General features: G+C 68.8%; 16 protein-coding genes and 1 riboswitch. Of the genes, 12 read left to right on the forward strand and 4 right to left on the reverse strand.

Annotated features, from left to right (window positions below; all coding sequences use genetic code 11):
• Positions 1-11 precede the first annotated feature (11 nt).
• The gene (locus OG899_RS13655; RefSeq protein WP_125496718.1) at positions 12-1,190 is read right to left on the reverse strand and encodes a cystathionine gamma-lyase; all 1,179 of its coding nucleotides are present in this window, start codon (positions 1,188-1,190) and stop codon (positions 12-14) included.
• A gap of 312 nt (positions 1,191-1,502) precedes the next feature.
• Between OG899_RS13655 and OG899_RS13660 the strand changes: the two genes are divergently transcribed.
• From OG899_RS13660 to OG899_RS13675, 4 genes are all read left to right on the forward strand, one after another.
• A complete protein-coding gene (locus OG899_RS13660) occupies positions 1,503-1,820 on the forward strand; it encodes a cupin domain-containing protein (RefSeq protein WP_168131831.1) in 318 nt (105 codons plus the stop codon).
• Between the two features lie 180 nt (positions 1,821-2,000).
• Complete coding sequence (locus OG899_RS13665) at positions 2,001-2,213, forward strand: DUF5326 family protein (RefSeq protein ID WP_125496720.1); 213 nt, start codon at positions 2,001-2,003, stop codon at positions 2,211-2,213.
• A gap of 364 nt (positions 2,214-2,577) precedes the next feature.
• On the forward strand, positions 2,578-3,315 hold the full coding sequence (locus OG899_RS13670) for an IclR family transcriptional regulator (RefSeq protein ID WP_125496756.1): 738 nt from the start codon (positions 2,578-2,580) through the stop codon (positions 3,313-3,315).
• 98 nt (positions 3,316-3,413) lie between these two features.
• Positions 3,414-3,851 carry an SsgA family sporulation/cell division regulator gene (locus tag OG899_RS13675; protein ID WP_125496721.1) on the forward strand — a complete coding sequence of 146 codons (438 nt, stop codon included), beginning with the start codon at positions 3,414-3,416 and terminating at the stop codon, positions 3,849-3,851.
• 96 nt (positions 3,852-3,947) lie between these two features.
• Here OG899_RS13675 and OG899_RS13680 read toward each other — a convergent pair whose 3' ends face one another.
• Positions 3,948-5,444 (reverse strand): YibE/F family protein, encoded by a 1,497-nt coding sequence (locus tag OG899_RS13680; RefSeq protein ID WP_125496722.1) that lies wholly within the window; start codon positions 5,442-5,444, stop codon positions 3,948-3,950.
• A gap of 72 nt (positions 5,445-5,516) precedes the next feature.
• Positions 5,517-5,694: riboswitch (TPP riboswitch) on the forward strand.
• Here OG899_RS13680 and thiC point away from each other — a divergent pair.
• Positions 5,687-7,510, forward strand: a complete 1,824-nt coding sequence (gene thiC / locus OG899_RS13685) for a phosphomethylpyrimidine synthase ThiC (RefSeq protein ID WP_168131830.1) — start codon at positions 5,687-5,689, stop codon at positions 7,508-7,510. Its footprint overlaps the riboswitch before it by 8 nt.
• A gap of 456 nt (positions 7,511-7,966) precedes the next feature.
• Positions 7,967-8,881 carry an aminoglycoside phosphotransferase family protein gene (locus OG899_RS13690; protein WP_168131829.1) on the forward strand — a complete coding sequence of 305 codons (915 nt, stop codon included), beginning with the start codon at positions 7,967-7,969 and terminating at the stop codon, positions 8,879-8,881.
• A 3-nt stretch (positions 8,882-8,884) separates the two neighbouring features.
• On the opposite strand, the gene OG899_RS13695 is transcribed toward OG899_RS13690, so the two are convergent.
• Positions 8,885-10,261 (reverse strand): sporulation protein, encoded by a 1,377-nt coding sequence (locus tag OG899_RS13695; RefSeq protein WP_168131828.1) that lies wholly within the window; start codon positions 10,259-10,261, stop codon positions 8,885-8,887.
• 210 nt (positions 10,262-10,471) lie between these two features.
• On the opposite strand from OG899_RS13695, the gene OG899_RS13700 reads away from it, so the two are divergent.
• Together OG899_RS13700 and OG899_RS13705 are read left to right on the forward strand one after the other, a co-directional pair.
• A complete protein-coding gene (locus OG899_RS13700; protein ID WP_168131827.1) occupies positions 10,472-11,014 on the forward strand; it encodes an ATP-binding protein in 543 nt (180 codons plus the stop codon).
• A 341-nt stretch (positions 11,015-11,355) separates the two neighbouring features.
• A complete protein-coding gene (locus OG899_RS13705) occupies positions 11,356-11,655 on the forward strand; it encodes a hypothetical protein (protein WP_168131826.1) in 300 nt (99 codons plus the stop codon).
• A 425-nt stretch (positions 11,656-12,080) separates the two neighbouring features.
• On the opposite strand, the gene OG899_RS13710 is transcribed toward OG899_RS13705, so the two are convergent.
• On the reverse strand, positions 12,081-12,845 hold the full coding sequence (locus tag OG899_RS13710; protein ID WP_168131825.1) for a GntR family transcriptional regulator: 765 nt from the start codon (positions 12,843-12,845) through the stop codon (positions 12,081-12,083).
• A gap of 159 nt (positions 12,846-13,004) precedes the next feature.
• Here OG899_RS13710 and OG899_RS13715 point away from each other — a divergent pair, with 159 nt between their 5' ends.
• The 4 genes from OG899_RS13715 to OG899_RS13730 all read left to right on the forward strand — a co-directional run bounded on the left by OG899_RS13715 (position 13,005) and on the right by OG899_RS13730 (position 16,503).
• Positions 13,005-13,355, forward strand: coding sequence for a hypothetical protein (locus tag OG899_RS13715; RefSeq protein ID WP_168131824.1), 351 nt, complete (start codon positions 13,005-13,007; stop codon positions 13,353-13,355).
• The gene (locus OG899_RS13720; RefSeq protein ID WP_168131823.1) at positions 13,355-14,656 is read left to right on the forward strand and encodes an FtsK/SpoIIIE domain-containing protein; all 1,302 of its coding nucleotides are present in this window, start codon (positions 13,355-13,357) and stop codon (positions 14,654-14,656) included. Before OG899_RS13715 ends, OG899_RS13720 begins: the two co-directional genes overlap by 1 nt.
• Positions 14,653-14,850: a hypothetical protein gene (locus tag OG899_RS13725; protein WP_168131822.1), complete on the forward strand. Its 198-nt coding sequence runs from the start codon at positions 14,653-14,655 to the stop codon at positions 14,848-14,850. The genes OG899_RS13720 and OG899_RS13725 overlap by 4 nt, the downstream gene beginning before the upstream one ends.
• Positions 14,851-15,144: 294 nt before the next feature.
• Positions 15,145-16,503, forward strand: a complete 1,359-nt coding sequence (locus tag OG899_RS13730; protein WP_168131852.1) for a replication initiator — start codon at positions 15,145-15,147, stop codon at positions 16,501-16,503.
• Positions 16,504-16,534: the final 31 nt, after the last annotated feature.

The following is a 16,534-nucleotide window of genomic DNA, read 5'->3' on the forward strand; positions in this document are numbered from 1 at the left end:
CCGGCACGTGATCAGCCGGCCGACTCCTCCAGGGCCCGCAGCACGTCCGCCACCAGATCCTCGGGGTCCTCGACGCCCACGGAGAGCCGGATGAAGCCCTCCGGCACCGCGTCCCCGCCCCACCGGCCGCGCCGTTCCGCCGTGGAGCGCACCCCGCCGAAGCTCGTCGCGTCGTCCACCAGCCGCAGTGCGCCGAGGAAGCGCTCGGCGCGTTCCCGCGTGGGCAGCGTGAAGGACACCACGCAGCCGAAGCGGCGCATCTGCTGCGTGGCGACAGCGTGCGAGGGGTCGTCCGGCAGCCCCGGGTACCGCAGGCCGGTCACCTCCGGGTGCGCCCGCAGCGCCTCGGCCAGGGCGAGCGCGGTGGCGGCCTGCTGGTCCACGCGCAGCTGCAGCGTGGCGATCGAACGGTGCGCGAGCCAGGCCTCCATCGGGCCGGGAATCGCGCCCACGATCTTGCGCCAGCGGCGCACCCCCGCCATGGCCTCGTCGTTCCGGCCGGTCACATAGCCCAGCAGGATGTCGCCGTGACCGCTGAGCTGCTTGGTGCCGCTGGCCACCGCGAAGTCCGCGCCCAGCTCCAACGGTCGCTGCCCCAGGGGGGTCGCCAGGGTGTTGTCGACGGCGACCAGGGTGCCCTGCGCATGGGCCGCCTCGGTCAGACGGCGTATGTCGCACACGTCGAGCCCGGGGTTGGAGGGGGACTCGATCCACAGCAGCCGGGCGCCCTCGAGCACCTCCAGCTGGGCGTCGCCGCCGGTCGGCGCGGTGCGCACCTCGATGCCGTAGGCCTCCAGCTGGGCCTTCACCAGGGGCAGCGCCTGGTAGCCGTCGTCCGGCAGGACGACCGCGTCCCCGGCACGCAGCTGCGAGAAGAGCACGGAGGAGATGGCCGCCATCCCGGACGCGAACACCAGTGTCTCGACGTCCTCGCGCCCCGGGGCCTCCAGCTCGGTGATGGCCTGCTCCAGCAGGGTCCAGGTCGGGTTCTCGTCCCGGCCGTAGGTGTACGGGCCCGTCGGCTCGCCGGGCAGATGGAAATGGGCGGCGAACACCGGGCCGGGCAGGGTCGGCTCGTACTTGACCGGGTCGGGCAGTCCGGCCCGCACCGCGCGGGTGCCGTCCCCGGTCGCGGCCGGCCCGTCGGCTCCGTGCGTGTTCACCGTGCCGTCAGCGGCGGAAGCGCTCATGCAGCCCGTCCCTTCATGTGCTGTCGTACTGCGGCCGGGCAGGCCGGGCCGCCGGTCCACCCTCTCAGGAAACCGCAGGACACCGCGACGCCCCCTGTGCGAGACGCCCGGGCCGGGGCGGGTGCGGCCGGGGTGCCGGGGTGCCCGACGACGCCGGGGTGGTCGGGGGTGCCGTCCGCGGGGCGGACACCCCGCCCATCGGCCGTGCGGGAGACCGCTGCCGGTACCCCGCGTCCATGGTCGTCTTGACTGGACGATCCGTCCTGTGTCTGATCGTGGGGATCGAATCGGCGACGAGTACGGGCGAGGACGATGAAGGCTTTCCGGCTGGACGAGCTGGACGCGGAGCGCGCCGCCAACCAGGGCGCCTACCTGCAGTTCCTGCGGGAACGGAACATGTCGGTCGGTCTCTACGCGCTCAACGCGGCCGAGCACGACCCGCAGAAGCCGCACAACCAGGACGAGGTCTACTTCGTCGTCAGCGGCCGCGCCCTGATCACGGTCGGCTCGGAGACCACCCAGGTGGCACGGGGCAGTGTCGTCTACGTCCCGGCCCAGGTGCCCCACAAGTTCCACCACATCAGCGAGGATCTGCGCGTCCTGGTGGTGTTCTCTCCGCCGGAAGCCTGACGTCCGTCTCCGGGTTCCCTAGGGGAAGGGTCAGGGGAGGACAAGGGATGCGGCGCCCACGCGAGGCCCGCTGACGGCCCTAGCATCGACAGCGGACAGAAATGGCCCCGACGCACAGCAGCATCGGGGCACCGACGTCAATTCCGGCGCAGGGCCGGCCGAGAGGACAGGGACGGGGCAATGCGAGCAATCTTCGCGGGACTGCCGTGGTGGGTGAAGTGGATCGCGGTGCCGGCCATCGCCCTGATCGTCTTCGGCGGCCTGATCGCGACCGTGGTGGGCTTCGTGATCGGGCTGCTGTTCAAGCTGCTGATCTTCGTGGCCCTGGTCGGCGGGCTGATCTACATCGTGCGCAAGTTCATGGCGGGCTCGTCCTCGCGCGGCGACTGGTGAGGACGCCGGTGCGCCGGTGACGGCGGTGGACGTCACGCGTCACCGGGTCCCTCGCGGGAGGGAAGTTTCGACGCGGCGCCACCGTGGGCGGCGACGGGCGGATAGGGTCCCGGCATCGACGCGGGGGCAGGCCCCCGCGGGCAGGCGATCCCCACCCGTGTCTCCCCGCACGGGCTGCCCCCTCGCGCTACGGGAGTGACCCTTGGCCACGGTTGACACCGCACCCGCAGAATCGCACGCGCCCCTTGCTCCCCGGGTGCCGTCCCCTTCCACGGCACTGCCCGCGCAGCCCCGATCCGGCGGCCCGGTGGAGCGGCCCGGTGGCAGACCGGCCCAGCCGCGGCACGCGCCGTCGTCCCAGACCCTGATCGGCTCCGTCCAGCGGGCGATGCGGCTGCTGGAGACCGTCGCGGAGCACGAGCACGGAGCCCCCGCCAAACAGCTCGCGCGAAAGACCGGGCTCGCCCTGCCCACCGCCTACCATCTGCTGCGCACCCTGGTGCACGAGGGCTACCTCTACCGCGAGCGGGGGCTGTTCTTCCTCGGAGAAGCGGCCGAGCGGCTCAGCAGCAGCGGTGCGGAGCAGAAACGTCGCAGCACGATCGCCCACACCCTCGCACAATGGCGCGATCTGATCGGTGTACCGCTCTACTACGCGCGGTACCGGGACGGCGAGATCGACATCCTGTGCGTGTCCGAGACACCCGGCAATCCGGCCGTGCACGAATGGGCCGACTTCCGTGAGACCGGACACGCGCACGCGATCGGGCAGTGCCTGCTGTTCCAGCTCGACGAGGACGCCCGCCGCGACCACCTGGACCGCTATCCCGTGCAGTCGCTCACCCGGTACACGGTGCGGGACGCCGCTACGCTGCTGCGGCGCCTGGAACGGGTCGGACGCATGGAACCGGTGACGGAGCGGCAGGAATACGTCCTGGGCACCGTCTGTGCGGCCGTGCCCCTCACCATCGGGGACGCGGCGGCGACCATCGCCCTGTCGCTCCCCGCCCGCCAGAGCGACCGGCTGCTGCCCGCCGCACGGCAGCTGCAGCGCGAGATGGGACGACGCGTCGGCTCCCTCGCACTGGCTATCAGTATCTGAAAACTCACTCCTTGTGATCTGCCATATACGTTCAGCAAGATGCCACCAGTGTCACGAGGATGATTCCCGGCCAGTCGACGGCAGATGACGGGGTAGCGATGCGCGAGTCCGTACAAGCAGAGGTCATGATGAGCCTTCTCGTGTCCGAGGAGCTCTCCTTCCGCATTCCGGTGGAGCTGCGGTACGAGACCAGCGATCCCTATGCCGTGCGGCTCACCTTCCACTTGCCCGGCGACGCCCCGGTGACCTGGGTCTTCGGACGCGAGCTGCTGATCGACGGAGTGGGTACCCCGTGCGGGGACGGGGACGTGCGGATCTCGCCCGCGGACGGCGACTCCCTGAACGAGGTGCTGATCCGGCTGCAGGTCGGCAACGACCGCGCGTTGTTCCGTTCCTCCACCGCGCCCCTGGTGGCGTTCCTGGACCGTACGGACAAGCTGGTGCCGCTGGGCCAGGAAGGCGCACTCGCCGACTTCGACGCCCACCTCGACGAGGCCCTGGACCGGATCCTGGCCGAGGAACAGAGCGCGGGCTGAAGCGTTTCCCCACGGGGCGGCGCGCAGGCGTAACGCTTCACCGCGCGCCCCCGGGGCACGGGCGGAGGGCCGGCCGCGCAGCCGGACGCCACGGGATCACCGCTTGCGCCGCCTGCCCCGTCCGCCGCGTGCCGGCGCGGGCACCCCTGGCCCGGCCACCTGCGGCCTCCGCCTCGTGACCCGGTCCGGCCGGTCGGCGGCGACCACCACCGCGGCCAGGGCGGTGGTGACGGGCACCGAAGCGACCAGGCCGATCGACCCGACCAGCGTGCGGACGATCTCCTCCGCCACCAGTTCGCTGTTGGCGACGGTCCCGATGCTGCTGCCGGCGACCGAGAACAGCAGCAGCAGAGGCAGCGCCGCGCCCGCGTACGCCAGCACCAGGGTGTTGACGACCGATGCGATGTGGTCGCGCCCGATGCGGATCCCGGCCCGGTACAGCCCGCGCCACCCCATGGACGGATTGGCCTCGTGCAGTTCCCAGACCGCCGACGTCTGGGTCACCGTCACATCGTCCAAGACGCCGAGCGAGCCGATGATGACGCCGGCGAGCAGCAGGCCGCTCATGTCGATCGACGGATACAGGCCGTGGATGAGCCCGGTGTTGTCGTCCGTATTGCCGGTCAGCGCTGCCCAGCCGATGAACAGCGACCCCAGCGCGCCGGTGAGCACCAGGGACACCAGCGTGCCCAGCACGGCCACCGAGGTGCGGGCCGACAGGCCGTGACACAGATACAGGGCGAGCAGCATGATGGCGCTCGATCCGACCACCGCCACGACGAGCGGATTCGAGCCCTGCAGGATCGCCGGCAGGATGAACAGGCTCAGCACCACGAAGCTGATGGCCAGCGCGATCAGCGCCATCACGCCCCGCATCCGTCCGACGAGCACCACGGCGAGGGCGAAGACACCGGCCAGCAGGCCCACCGGAAGGCGCCGGTTGACGTCGGTGACCGAGTACTGCAACTCCCGTGGTGCGGTCGGCTCGTAGGCCACCACGACCTTCTGGCCCTCGTGCAGCTGTCGCGGCTGGTCCGGCTGCACGATCTCGGTGAAGGTGCGGCCCTTGTCCTTGCCGGTGTCCACCCGAACGGTGGCCTTGGTGCAGGTACCGCTCCGGCCCGAGGAATCTCCGGCAGCCGTGGCCTGGCCGGTGGGGTCGTCCTCGCCGGCCGTTCCTCCGGACGTGTGAAGGGCCGTGCAGCTCGCCTTCACCACTGCGGTGACCGTGGCCTGCTGCGTCTGCCGGTCGAAACCCACGCCGGTGCGCTGGTGCGCGGGAGTGCCGCCGGGCCAGAGCACGACGAGCCCGACCACCACCGCGACCGCGAACGGGATCAGGACCGCGGCGATGACCGTGCGCAGATGCCGGGAGACCGGCGCGGCGGGCCCATGGGCATGGCTGTGTCCGTGTCCGTGCCCCTGAACCGCGCGGCTGTGCTCGTGGTGGTGGCCGTCACCGGCACGGGCCGGCTCGGCCGGTGGCGCGGGAGCCGCCCACACGGGCTCCCCCGGTGTCGGCGCGCGATGCCCGGCCCCGGGGCCACGCCGTGGGTCGGGCGGTGGGTGCGGGAACTGCTGGGTCGTCGTCACCGACCGATCATTGCAAGAACCGGGAGGGCCCACTGTTCAGCACGCTGTGCATGACGCTAGCGTGGAGGCACCTTTTGCACACGCGGGAGCTCGGAGCACCGGGCTGAGAGGGCGCTGACCTCCGTCTTCGCGATGTTTCACGTGGAACAGCGATGGTCCATCGACAGACATCGGCAGACGGTAACCGCTGCGTCGACCGCCGAACCTGTTACCGGGTAATGCCGGCGTAGGGAGTAGGTCTCATGACCAACAAGGACGTAAGCACGCCTGCCTCCGCCCAGACGTCCCCCGACGGGGCGCAGTCCCATGCCCAGGGAGAGGCCGGGAAGTCCATCGGCTGGCACAAGGCATACATCGAGGGCTCACGCCCCGACATCCGGGTGCCGGTCCGTCAGGTGCACTTGACCAACGGCAGCTCGGTGTCGCTGTACGACACCTCGGGCCCGTACACCGATCCGCACGTCGACACCGATGTCCGCCGGGGATTGGCGCCGCTGCGGCAGAACTGGATCATCGCCCGTGGCGACACCGAGGAGTATCCGGGCCGTCCGGTACGGCCCGAGGACGACGGCATCAGGCACACCTCGCCACGCGGGGGACTGCGCAACCTCGACGCCGTGTTCCCCGGCCGGCCGCGGCAGCCGCGGCGTGGCCGCGACGGCCGGGCGGTGACCCAGCTGGCGTATGCACGGCGCGGTGAGATCACCCCGGAGATGGAGTTCGTGGCGCTCCGGGAGAACGTCTCTCCGGAGGTCGTCCGCGAGGAGATCGCGGCGGGCCGGGCCGTGCTGCCGGCCAACGTCAACCACCCCGAGACCGAGCCGATGATCATCGGCAAGCGGTTCCTGGTGAAGGTCAACGCCAACATCGGCAACTCCGCGATCACCTCCTCCATCGAGGAGGAGGTCGAGAAGATGACCTGGGCCACCCGCTGGGGCGCCGACACCGTCATGGATCTGTCCACAGGCCGCAACATCCACACCACCCGCGAGTGGGTGCTGCGCAATTCTCCGGTCCCCATCGGCACGGTGCCGCTCTACCAGGCACTGGAGAAGGTCGGTGGCAAGGCCGAGGAACTGACCTGGGAGATCTACAAGGACACGGTCATCGAACAGGCCGAGCAGGGCGTGGACTACATGACGGTGCACGCCGGGGTGCGTCTGGCCTATGTGCCGCTGACGGCACACCGCAAGACGGGCATCGTCTCCCGGGGTGGCTCGATCATGGCGGCCTGGTGCCTGGCGCACCACAAGGAGTCCTTCCTCTACGAGCACTTCGAGGAATTGTGCGAGATCCTCGCCGCCTACGACGTGACCTTCTCGCTGGGGGACGGGCTGCGGCCCGGCAGCATCGCGGACGCCAATGACGAGGCGCAGTTCGCGGAGCTGCGCACGCTCGGCGAACTCGGGCGCGTCGCCCGGCGCTTCGAGGTCCAGACCATGATCGAGGGTCCGGGCCATGTCCCGATGCACAAGATCAAGGAGAACATCGACCTGCAGCAGGAGATCTGCGACGAAGCCCCCTTCTACACGCTCGGCCCGCTGACCACCGACATCGCCCCCGCGTATGACCACATCACCTCCGGCATCGGGGCCGCGATGATCGCCTGGTGGGGGACGGCCATGCTCTGCTACGTCACCCCGAAGGAGCACCTGGGCCTGCCCGACCGGGACGACGTGAAGACCGGCGTGATCACCTACAAGATCGCTGCGCATGCCGCCGACCTCGCCAAGGGGCACCCGGGTGCCCAGGCGTGGGACGACGCGTTGTCCGATGCCCGTTTCGAGTTCCGGTGGGAGGACCAGTTCAACCTGGCCCTCGATCCGGACACGGCACGGGAGTTCCACGACCAGACCCTCCCGGCGGAACCCGCCAAGACGGCCCACTTCTGCTCGATGTGCGGCCCGAAGTTCTGCTCGATGAAAATTAGCCAAAGCATCACAAAGAAGTTCGCCGGCGACGTGGCTGAAGGGGCGACGGCCGAGGAGGTCGCCGAGGGGATGATGCAGAAGTCCAGGGAGTTCGCGGAGGCGGGGCACCGGCTGTACCTGCCGATCGTCGACTGAGGCACTGATGCACATCTGCCCGTAAGAGCGGCGGTTCCGATGATCGTCGGCCCTCCATCTGAATCAAGATGGAGGGCCGACGACTTGTTCGGCAACGAGTCCCAAGCAAGACGGCTCTGTACAACCAGCGACTCGGCTCGACCTCGTCCCGGTTCAGGTGCCTCTCCGGATCGTCAGTGGCGGCCGGTACGGTTGCAGCGTCATGGGTGTGATCCGCAGCAGAGGCTCGGTCGAGAAGTGAGAGGGGTGGTCGCACATGGCGACAGGCCGTCTGACTCTGTCGTGGGTTGGCAGAGATAAGGCTCTGCTGAACGCGGATCATGGTCGTCCTTGATGTGCTCTCGCCCTGCTATCTCTGCGGTAGGTACCGTCGGGTCGTGTCTGGTACACGTCGGGGTTGGTCACCTCTAGTCGTGTGCCGGTTGATCGCGCGCGACTAGGGGAGCTGGTGCGGGCATGGCGGTTGACGCTGCTCGGTCGGATGAGGGGTTCACGTCAGCGGAGGCTGCACGGGTGATGAGTGCCGCGTGCCGAGTAGCTGGGTTGGATGACAGAGACGCTGAGCTCATCCGCCTCGGGGAGAACGCGCTGTTTCGGCTGGCCTCGGTCCCGGTGGTCGTGCGCGTTGCCCGTGGTGAGGAGTACCTGCCGAAGGCGCGCACTGAGGTAGGGGTGTCTCGATGGCTTGCTGCGGAAGGGTTTCCGGCCGCACGCGTCGTCGACGACCTGGAGCAGCCGTTGTTGGTCGAGGGCCACCCAGTGACCTTCTGGCACCTCATCGTGGAGGGTGACCGCAAGGCAACCTATGGGGAGCTGGGCAGCGTCCTGCGTGACTTGCACTCCATGACGCTGCCGGCCGGGCTTGAGCTGCCGTCGTTCGACCCTTTCGACAAGCAAGAACTGCGGATCAGCCGAGCTGCGATCCCGGACGACGACAGGGTGTTCCTTCGCAAGCGTTGGCGTGAGCTGCACGACCAATTCGGAGAGCTGAGGTTCGAGACGCCCAAGGGACCGGTGCACGGTGACGCTCACGTGCAGAACCTCATGGTGAACGAGCGGAACGAGGCGGTTCTGATCGACTTCGAAGCCTTCTGCTTCGACCACCCCGAGTGGGATCTGATGGTCACGGCGGTGGAGCATCACAGTCTTGGGTGGCAGACCGATGAACAGTACGCCGACTTCGTCCGGGCGTATGGGCGGGACCTGTACGACTGGTACGGATACGACACGCTTCGGCGGCTCCAAGAGTTCAGCATGACGACGTGGCTCATGCAGAACGTGCAGGAGGATCAGGAGACGGCGGACGAGTACCGTCGGCGTATCGCCGCCCTGCGCGACGATGATGCGCCGCGTGATTGGCGACCGCGATAGCTGTTACTCGTCCTCGTCGTCCAGGCGGGCGAGTGCTTCGCTGACTTGCTCGTTGAAGGTGACGACGGCGGGATGGGGCGCATGCTCGCTGACTTCCGCCTGGAAGTCGGTGACATAACGCTGGAAGCGTGAGGACTGGAGGGAGTCGCCACCGTCCACGGCAAGGCTTGCGGTGGCGATGGCGGCTTCCAAATCGCCGTTCAGTAGCTGGCTCTGGGCGAGCACCATGCGGCAGAAACCGAGGGTGCGGGCGTACTGGGGGTCGGTGCTGTCGACGGCGCGTTGTGCATGCTCGACGGCTTCCCTGCGCATTTTCAGGTCGCGGAAGCAGTGGCAGAACTCACCCAGGAGTTCGGCTTCGTCGAAGTAGCTCAGCCATGTGGGGTCGTCGGCGGTGTCGGCTTGCTCGAAGTGCCGTTCGGCCTGGTTCATGGCGTGGCCGGCCCCGGTGCGGTCGCCTGCGTTGGACAGAGCTCGGGCTTCCATGGCCCAGTAGTTCGCCATGGCGCGTGGGGTGGCTCGGCCTTTGGCGCCCTCGACGGCAGCACGGGCGAGTTGGATGGCTTGGGTGTGGTTGCCCAGATAGTTGGCCTGGTGGCTGAGGTTGCCGAGGATGCGGGCGCCGAACATGCGGTCGTCGATGACCTGGGACAGGCGCAGTGTGGAGGTGAGGTAGCGGTGGGCGAGTCGGTGGTTGCCGATGTCGTACGCGGTCCACGCCAGCAACTGGGACACCTCGGCGGCGGCGCTGAACAGCGCATGGCCCACCTTCTCGCTGTAGCTGGCATTGAGCAGCGGCAGGACCTCATGGCGGAAGTAGTGGCGTAAGGCTCGGTGGCCGTGGCCTCCGCCGTACTTGAAGTCGAGCTGCATGAACGTGGCCGCTGCGTCCCTGATCGCACGCACGTCTCGCATGCCGACTCGTTGACGAGCGGGTCGGTCGGCCTGGATGCCGTCAGGGCGCGCGATCATCCAGGAGAGGACAGTGGTGCTGAGGTCGGCGTCTGCTACGACCAGTCGATCGGTGACCGCCTCCTCGGCGCGCTCTTGGGCGAGTCCGTCCAGCATGGACAGAACGTCAGGGACCGCGCTCGGGTAATTCACGGGCTCCGGGGCGGTCGGCCGGCTGTGGTCGAAGAACCCGAGATCAGTCGGCGTGACGCGGCGGCCCAGCTTCGAGCTGAGCACGTCCGCCATGATCGCCGCGGTCTGGGGCTGGATACCGGCGCCGTTTCGCCAGCGCTGCACTGAGACATGTGTCGTTCCGAGCTTGATGCCTCGCTGGTCTGCGGCATCTCTCATTCGTTTGGCAAGGCCTTTGTTCGAGACTTTCGCCTCGTCCATGACGGCGATCAACTGCGCGTTCGGCTCTCGGTTCATGCTCCCCTGCCAACCCGAGAATGACGGCGAGTGTTCATCGTGTCACAGCAGGCTCTCGCTGGGGGGTTCATTGGTGAACCCCCTTTGCGTTTGTCGGTGTTCACGTGAACCCCCTGGTGAACGCTCCCGGTCAGCGGCCTTCCGCCGTGTACTGGCCTGCATGCGGCAAGCGGTGTCGTGAGGGCTGTCTCAGGCTCGGAAGGGAACGTGATGGATGCGGGGAAAGCCAAGCGTCTGGCGAGTGAGTTGGACGCATACGCCCACTGGTTCGTGGCGCCGGATGCGTCCTCCACGGGGCATTACCTGACACTGACGCTCTTCGCCGAGTGCGGAAACGCGGCACGCATCGCACGGGACCAGACGGCTGAGTTCCTTCGGGGCACGGGTGCCAGTGGCGTAGTGGATGATGCCCGGCTGGTTGTTTCGGAGCTGGTCGGAAACGTGGTGAACCACGCGGTGCCGGATCGGCATCTGGCCCGTCCGGGTGGTTGCCGGCGTATCGACGTGATCTTCAAGGTGTGGCCGAAGTGGCTGTTCATCGGTGTTGCCGATGAGGACTCGACGCCTCCCTTGCTCCCGGTGGGTGAGACCTTCTCGCCGGGGCTGGTGGGAGAGCTGTCCGAGGCGGTGTTGCCGGAGACCGGGCGCGGGCTGCTCATCGCTCAGCGACTGGCCACGTCGGTGTGGTGGACACCGGAGGACGGGGGCGGCAAGACGGTTTGGTGCCGCTTCGATCTGGATGGCGGGGGCTGAGCACAGGCCGCGCTGATGATCTCCGATCCGCCGCCTGCGATGTGCTCCCTCGCGATCGGGAGCAGGCGGCGGATCGGACACCGGCCGGAGTTCGACCAGCTCCGGCCGCGGGCGCGGTCCCTCCGGTCATGGGAGCTCCCCTCCCGGCTGAGGGACCGCGCCTGACAACCACATACCGAGACCGGGCCACCCCATCAGCCCTGGAAAGCGAAGAGGGTGGCCCGGCTGGGAACACGGCGGTTCCCGGTGCCTGATGGTACCGGGGCTGTCGTGCTGCTCGTCTGCCCTGGGCCAAAGGGAGTTGATGACTCGTTACCTAGATCAGGGCAGAGGTGGGCAAGGTGACTGGCTCGGGTGAGAGCTGGCTGAGCGATGACCTCGACGACGTGATGGGCGTCGGCCACGGCCTGTGGGTGCCGGGGGTCGACTACGTGGCGGGCTGGCGGGAGGCCCGGAAGGTCGCCGACCGGTTGAACCGGGCGCTTCTGGGCGCGGGCTTCGAGCTGCCGGCTGTGCGGGCGGTCGCCTCGACGGGTGAGGACGGACGAGGGCTCGTGCGGCTGGCGGGCTGGCCGGACGCAGTGGATCGGCTTGCCGGACTCCTGGAGGGGCTCGCCGACGGTGGTGGCGGTGCCGCGTGAGAAATGCTTTCGCTGGTGAGCGCGGTACGTGGGCACGTCGCCGGCCGGAGAGACTTTGGGCAGTAGCTGCCATGGGGCGAGGGAACAGGGGGCCTTACGCTGGCCCGGCGAATCGGGCAGGTAGCGGACCTGCCCGCGATTGTGCCCGATGGGCCCCCTGTTCTTCGAGGCTCGCCCCATGGGAGCTGCGTAAAGTCTCGGAGGCCGGCGACCCCCAGCCCACCACGCCTTGGCCTGCGACGGCCGGTCGGTGCTGCGGATTCTCTGGCTGGCTGCGGTGTGGGGCGTCCGGCGACCGGACGGGATCGGCGGCCACGCCGCACGCCCGGCCGGGGCGGCCGGGCGGCCCGGCGCGCCGCAGGCGCGCCCTTGAGGAAGTGAAGGCGGTTTCGACCGATGCCGGTCACTGCTCAGGCGTGGGCGCGTCAGGCAGGCTGTTTGTCGGCAGTGATCCGGTAGGCGAGTTCGGCACGGTCTGCGCCGATGCGCAGCTCCTCGAGGATCAAGGGGCGGTCGCCGGTGCCGTGTGTGAGGCGGGCCAGGTGCAGGATCGGAGTCGCGTCGGGAAGCTGGAGCACGATGCGTTCGTCGGGCAGCGGCATACGGGCGCGTACCGTCTCGGTCCACGACAGCTTGTGTCCGGCCTGGGTGAGTACCCAGTAAATCGCTTCCGGAGGCTTGCACGGCTCCTTGCCGAGCAGCGGGACAGCCTCGGCGGTTTCGAAGGGGATCAGGATGCGGTGCATGGCGCGCGTCCCGGTGTTGGGGTCGATGAGCAACCGATCGCAGCCGAACAATGCTTCTTCCTCATCGAGTTGAAGCAGCCGGCCGGTGTCCTTGGTGGTGTGGGTGCGGTAGGTGCTTGGTTCCTCGGCCTCCTGCCAGACGTCGCCATTGGGCATCACGAACTTGCCCTCGGCGGTACGGCCGATGCGGCGTTCGACAGTGAGGACAGGCTGCCTGCTGGAGCGTACGAAGCTGCCCTTGCCGTGGCGCACATCGATCAGGCCCTCGGCGCGCAGTGCGGCGATCGCGTTGCGGACGGTGGGGCGGGAGACACCGTAGCGAGCCATGAGCTGCGCTTCGGACGGCAGCAGGGAGTCGGGAGCGAATTCGCCTGTGAGGATCGCTTCTCTGATCGCGGCGGCCACCTGCTGATAGAGGGCTCCGGGGCGCTGGATCTCCGACATCGACTTATCTCCGGGTCGTAGGCACGTCGCACGCGCGACATCACTCGTCAGCATAAGTGGTTGCGTCCTCGCCGCGCAGGGCCTCATAGTCGTAGCTCGTAAGGACAAGTGACGTCAGAATGTGTCTGGCGTTCTCGACTGGCCAGGGAGGCCGAAGAAATGCAGTCCATTCCCGTGGACACATCACGGCTGGGCGTACTGCGGTGCGCCATCGCGCCGGAAGTGAAGATCAGCAACCCCGAGACACAGGAGGTGAAGAAGGACCGGGACGGCAACCCGGTCTATACCGTCGCCGTCACCGTGCGACAGGACCGACGGCGAATCTCCGTCATCGAGATCGCCGTAACCGGTGAGCCCAAAGGCATCGAGGAAGGACAGATCGTCAAGGTCACCGGGCTGACGGCGTTCGTCTGGTCGATGGGCGAGCGGCACGGCGTCAGCTTCCGCGCTGACGCCATCACCCCCATGCCCGGCCCGACGGCGGCACTCGGCAAGGGCGGTGGCGCCTGATGGGACCGCTCCTGCTTGCCCTTGCACTCGCCGTGCTGGCCTGGGTGCTGGTGGTCGGTGACCTGGTGCGCCGGCACCGTCCGGTCTGGCACTGGTACCTCGTGGGTTACCCGGCCGCCGCGTGCCGGGTGGTGTTCACCTGGCGCAGGGTCGCCCTGCTCAATGACCTCACCGTCTCCCGACGCTCGCCGCGCGGGCTGCTCGGGGACCTGGTGGTGAAGGGCGATCCGCTGCGGCCGGTGGCTCCGCGGATCTCCTTCCCGCGCGCCACCCGTATGGGGCTGACCGTGGTCGTGCGCCTGCACGCGGGCCAGACCCCGGCGACGTACCTGAAGGCGGCGGACGCGTTTGTGCACGCGTGGAAGGTGCACGCAGTGCGGGTCACCTCGCCGGAACGCGGGCTCGTCCTGCTGACGGCAACAGCCACGGACCCTTTGGAGCGGCCCGGCTTGGCCACGGCCCCGGCCGAACTCCTCTCCGCGCTGATCGGCGTGCTGGAGGCCGGCGGGGCGTGGGTGATGAACCTGCGGCTCGTGCCGCACTGGCTGATTGCCGGAGCCACCCGCTCGGGCAAGTCCACGTTGCTGGCCCGGCTGATCACCCAGCTTGCTGGGCAGCCGGTGGCCCTGGTCGGCATCGACTGCAAGGGCGGCATGGAACTGGGCCTGTTCGCAGGACGGCTCAGCGCGCTGGCGACCTGCCGCAGGGAAGCGGTCGCCGTGCTCTCCGCGCTGGTGGTCGACATGCAGGACCGGATGAACGCCTGCCGCTCGGCCGGGGTCCGCTCGATCTGGGAGCTTCCCAAGCAGCTACGGCCGGTGCCGGTCGTCGTGATCATCGATGAGATCGCCGAACTGTACCTGTCGGACGGCACCCGCGACAGCAAGGCAGAAGCAGAACAGTGCTCCACGCTGCTGCTGCGACTGGCCCAGCTCGGGGCCGCGCTGGGGATGCACCTGGTCGTGGCCGGCCAACGCGTCGGCTCCGACCTGGGCCCCGGCGTCACCGCCCTGCGAGCCCAGCTCGGCGGCCGGATCTGCCACCGCGTCAACGACCCCGGTACCGCCGAGATGACCCTGGGCGACCTGAACAAGGACGCCGTGGCCGTCGCCCAGTCGATCACAGCAGAGGAACGCGGCGTGGCCGTGTGCACCGGGCCGGACGGCGGCTGGAGCCGCGCCCGTTCCCATCTCACCCCCACCGAAGAGGCCGTGGCGATCACGAAGAAGTACGCGGCGATCACTCCTGAACTGCCCAGCCTGAACCGTGCCCTTGCGGCGCTGGAAGGGGAGGACAAGTGATCAATGAAGGTGCGGCATTCACGTTCGCGGTGATCTTCGGGATCATCACCGTCCTCCTCGTCCGCTCCCGCGACGTGCGCGTCTGGGAAGCAGTCTGCGTCGGCCTCTTCGGCCTCTACCTCGGCCAGACCCCTGTGTTCTTCACCATCCACGGCCTCGTCACCTGGCTGATCAACGGCTTCTCCCACCCCTGACAGAAAGGACACAGCAGCATGCCCATGCCCCGCGTGAGGTGCCCCCACTGCAAGGGCGACGGAGCTCGCCGCACCTGGACCGGACGACAGCGGCGCTGCCGTGTCTGCCGGGGCACTGGAACCATCCGCTGACCTACCCCCACCCGACCACACAACGGAGGTGATCTCCATGACTCACGACGCACCGCCCATCACCCACCCGGCCGCTACGGCGGTCCATTCCGGAAGGTCGCCACCATCACCCCGCAGATCACACCGACTGACCGGCGCGCCGCCCTGGACCGTGCGGCGCGCCTGCGTCAGCTTTCCGAAGCAGACCGCGACGCCATCCGCCTCGCCCAAGACCCCAAGTTCGGCCGTCGGCTGGAGCAGATCACCGCCACCGGCGGTTGCTCCCATCCCATCCACCTCTCCGGCTTCACCACCACCCTGGACGGCACAACCGGCGAAATCCTCCACCACTACGACACCCGTCACGAGCCTGGTGAACGCCTCCTGGTCCGCTGCCGCAACCGGCGCGCGACCGTGTGCCCGGCCTGTTCCCGCCTCCACGCAGGAGACACCTACCATCTCGTCCGCGCTGGCATCCTCGGCGGCAAGAACGTCCCCACCGCCGTCCGCACGCACCCCCGGCTCTTCGTCACCCTTACCGCCCCGTCCTTCGGCCCGGTCCATCGAGCCGAGGAGCTATGTCGTCCCCGCCGCGACGGCGGAACCTGCGAACACGGCCGTCCCCTCGGCTGCGGCGCCGTCCATGCGCCGGACGCTGCAATCGTCGGACAACCACTCTGCCCCGACTGCTACGACTACGTCGCCCACGTGCTGTGGCACGCACACGCATCCAAGCTGTGGGACCGGTTCGTCATCGACGTGCGGCGGCGCCTCGCCTCCGCTGTTGGCCTCGTACAGTCCCACTTCGCCCGCCACGCCCGGCTGTCCTTCGCCCGCGTCGCCGAGTACCAGAAACGCGCGGCCGTCCACGTGCACGCCGTCGTCCGCCTCGACGGCCCGAACGGACCCGCCGACGAGCCCCCGGCCTGGAGCACTCCAGACCAGCTCATCGGCGCCGTGCACGCCTCCGCCCGGCGGGTCATGGTCCGCACCCCCTACAGCCCGGCCGTGGGCGAGCTGACCTTGCGCTGGGGCGCACAGGTCGACGCCCGGCCCCTGCGTACCGACGGCGACGGACCCGACGATGACGCGGTAGCCGCCTACGTGGCCAAGTACGTCACCAAGGGAGCGAGCGAGACAGGCGCCGGCCTCGACCACGCGCTATCGGCCTGGGCCGACATCGAGTCGGCACCCGTGAGCGAACATGTCCGCACCCTCATGCGCACCTGCTGGCGCCTTGGCGGACTCCCCGAGTACGCGCCCCTCCGGCTCCGGGACTGGACTCACACCCTCGGCTACCGGGGGCACATCCTCACCAAATCCCGCGCCTACTCGACGACGTACGCAGCACTCCACGCCGAACGCGTCCATCACGTGGGTCATACCGACATACCCGACGCAGTCACCGAACGGCACTGGCGCTACGTCGGCTCAGGCCACACTCCCGGCGCCGCACTCATCGCAGCTGGAGTAGCAGAGGACATAGCCCTCAACCGCACGGTGGCGGCCGAATCCCTCCGCGCTGGTGGTGATGCTGCCTGAGCGCGACACGGAGGAAACCGAGCAACACAGA

It is taken from the genome of Streptomyces thermoviolaceus (assembly GCF_045209695.1).
GTDB lineage: Bacteria > Actinomycetota > Actinomycetes > Streptomycetales > Streptomycetaceae > Streptomyces > Streptomyces thermoviolaceus.

Bases quoted from the DNA above. Each gene is read 5' to 3' on its own strand.
- OG899_RS13655 (WP_125496718.1), bottom strand. From the start codon at position 1,190: ATGAGCGCTTCCGCCGCTGACGGCACGGTGAACACGCACGGAGCCGAC.
- OG899_RS13660 (WP_168131831.1), top strand. From the start codon at position 1,503: ATGAAGGCTTTCCGGCTGGACGAGCTGGACGCGGAGCGCGCCGCCAAC.
- OG899_RS13665 (WP_125496720.1), top strand. From the start codon at position 2,001: ATGCGAGCAATCTTCGCGGGACTGCCGTGGTGGGTGAAGTGGATCGCG.
- OG899_RS13675 (WP_125496721.1), top strand. From the start codon at position 3,414: ATGCGCGAGTCCGTACAAGCAGAGGTCATGATGAGCCTTCTCGTGTCC.
- thiC (WP_168131830.1), top strand. From the start codon at position 5,687: ATGACCAACAAGGACGTAAGCACGCCTGCCTCCGCCCAGACGTCCCCC.
- OG899_RS13690 (WP_168131829.1), top strand. From the start codon at position 7,967: ATGGCGGTTGACGCTGCTCGGTCGGATGAGGGGTTCACGTCAGCGGAG.
- OG899_RS13695 (WP_168131828.1), bottom strand. From the start codon at position 10,261: ATGAACCGAGAGCCGAACGCGCAGTTGATCGCCGTCATGGACGAGGCG.
- OG899_RS13700 (WP_168131827.1), top strand. From the start codon at position 10,472: ATGGATGCGGGGAAAGCCAAGCGTCTGGCGAGTGAGTTGGACGCATAC.
- OG899_RS13710 (WP_168131825.1), bottom strand. From the start codon at position 12,845: ATGTCGGAGATCCAGCGCCCCGGAGCCCTCTATCAGCAGGTGGCCGCC.
- OG899_RS13715 (WP_168131824.1), top strand. From the start codon at position 13,005: ATGCAGTCCATTCCCGTGGACACATCACGGCTGGGCGTACTGCGGTGC.
- OG899_RS13720 (WP_168131823.1), top strand. From the start codon at position 13,355: ATGGGACCGCTCCTGCTTGCCCTTGCACTCGCCGTGCTGGCCTGGGTG.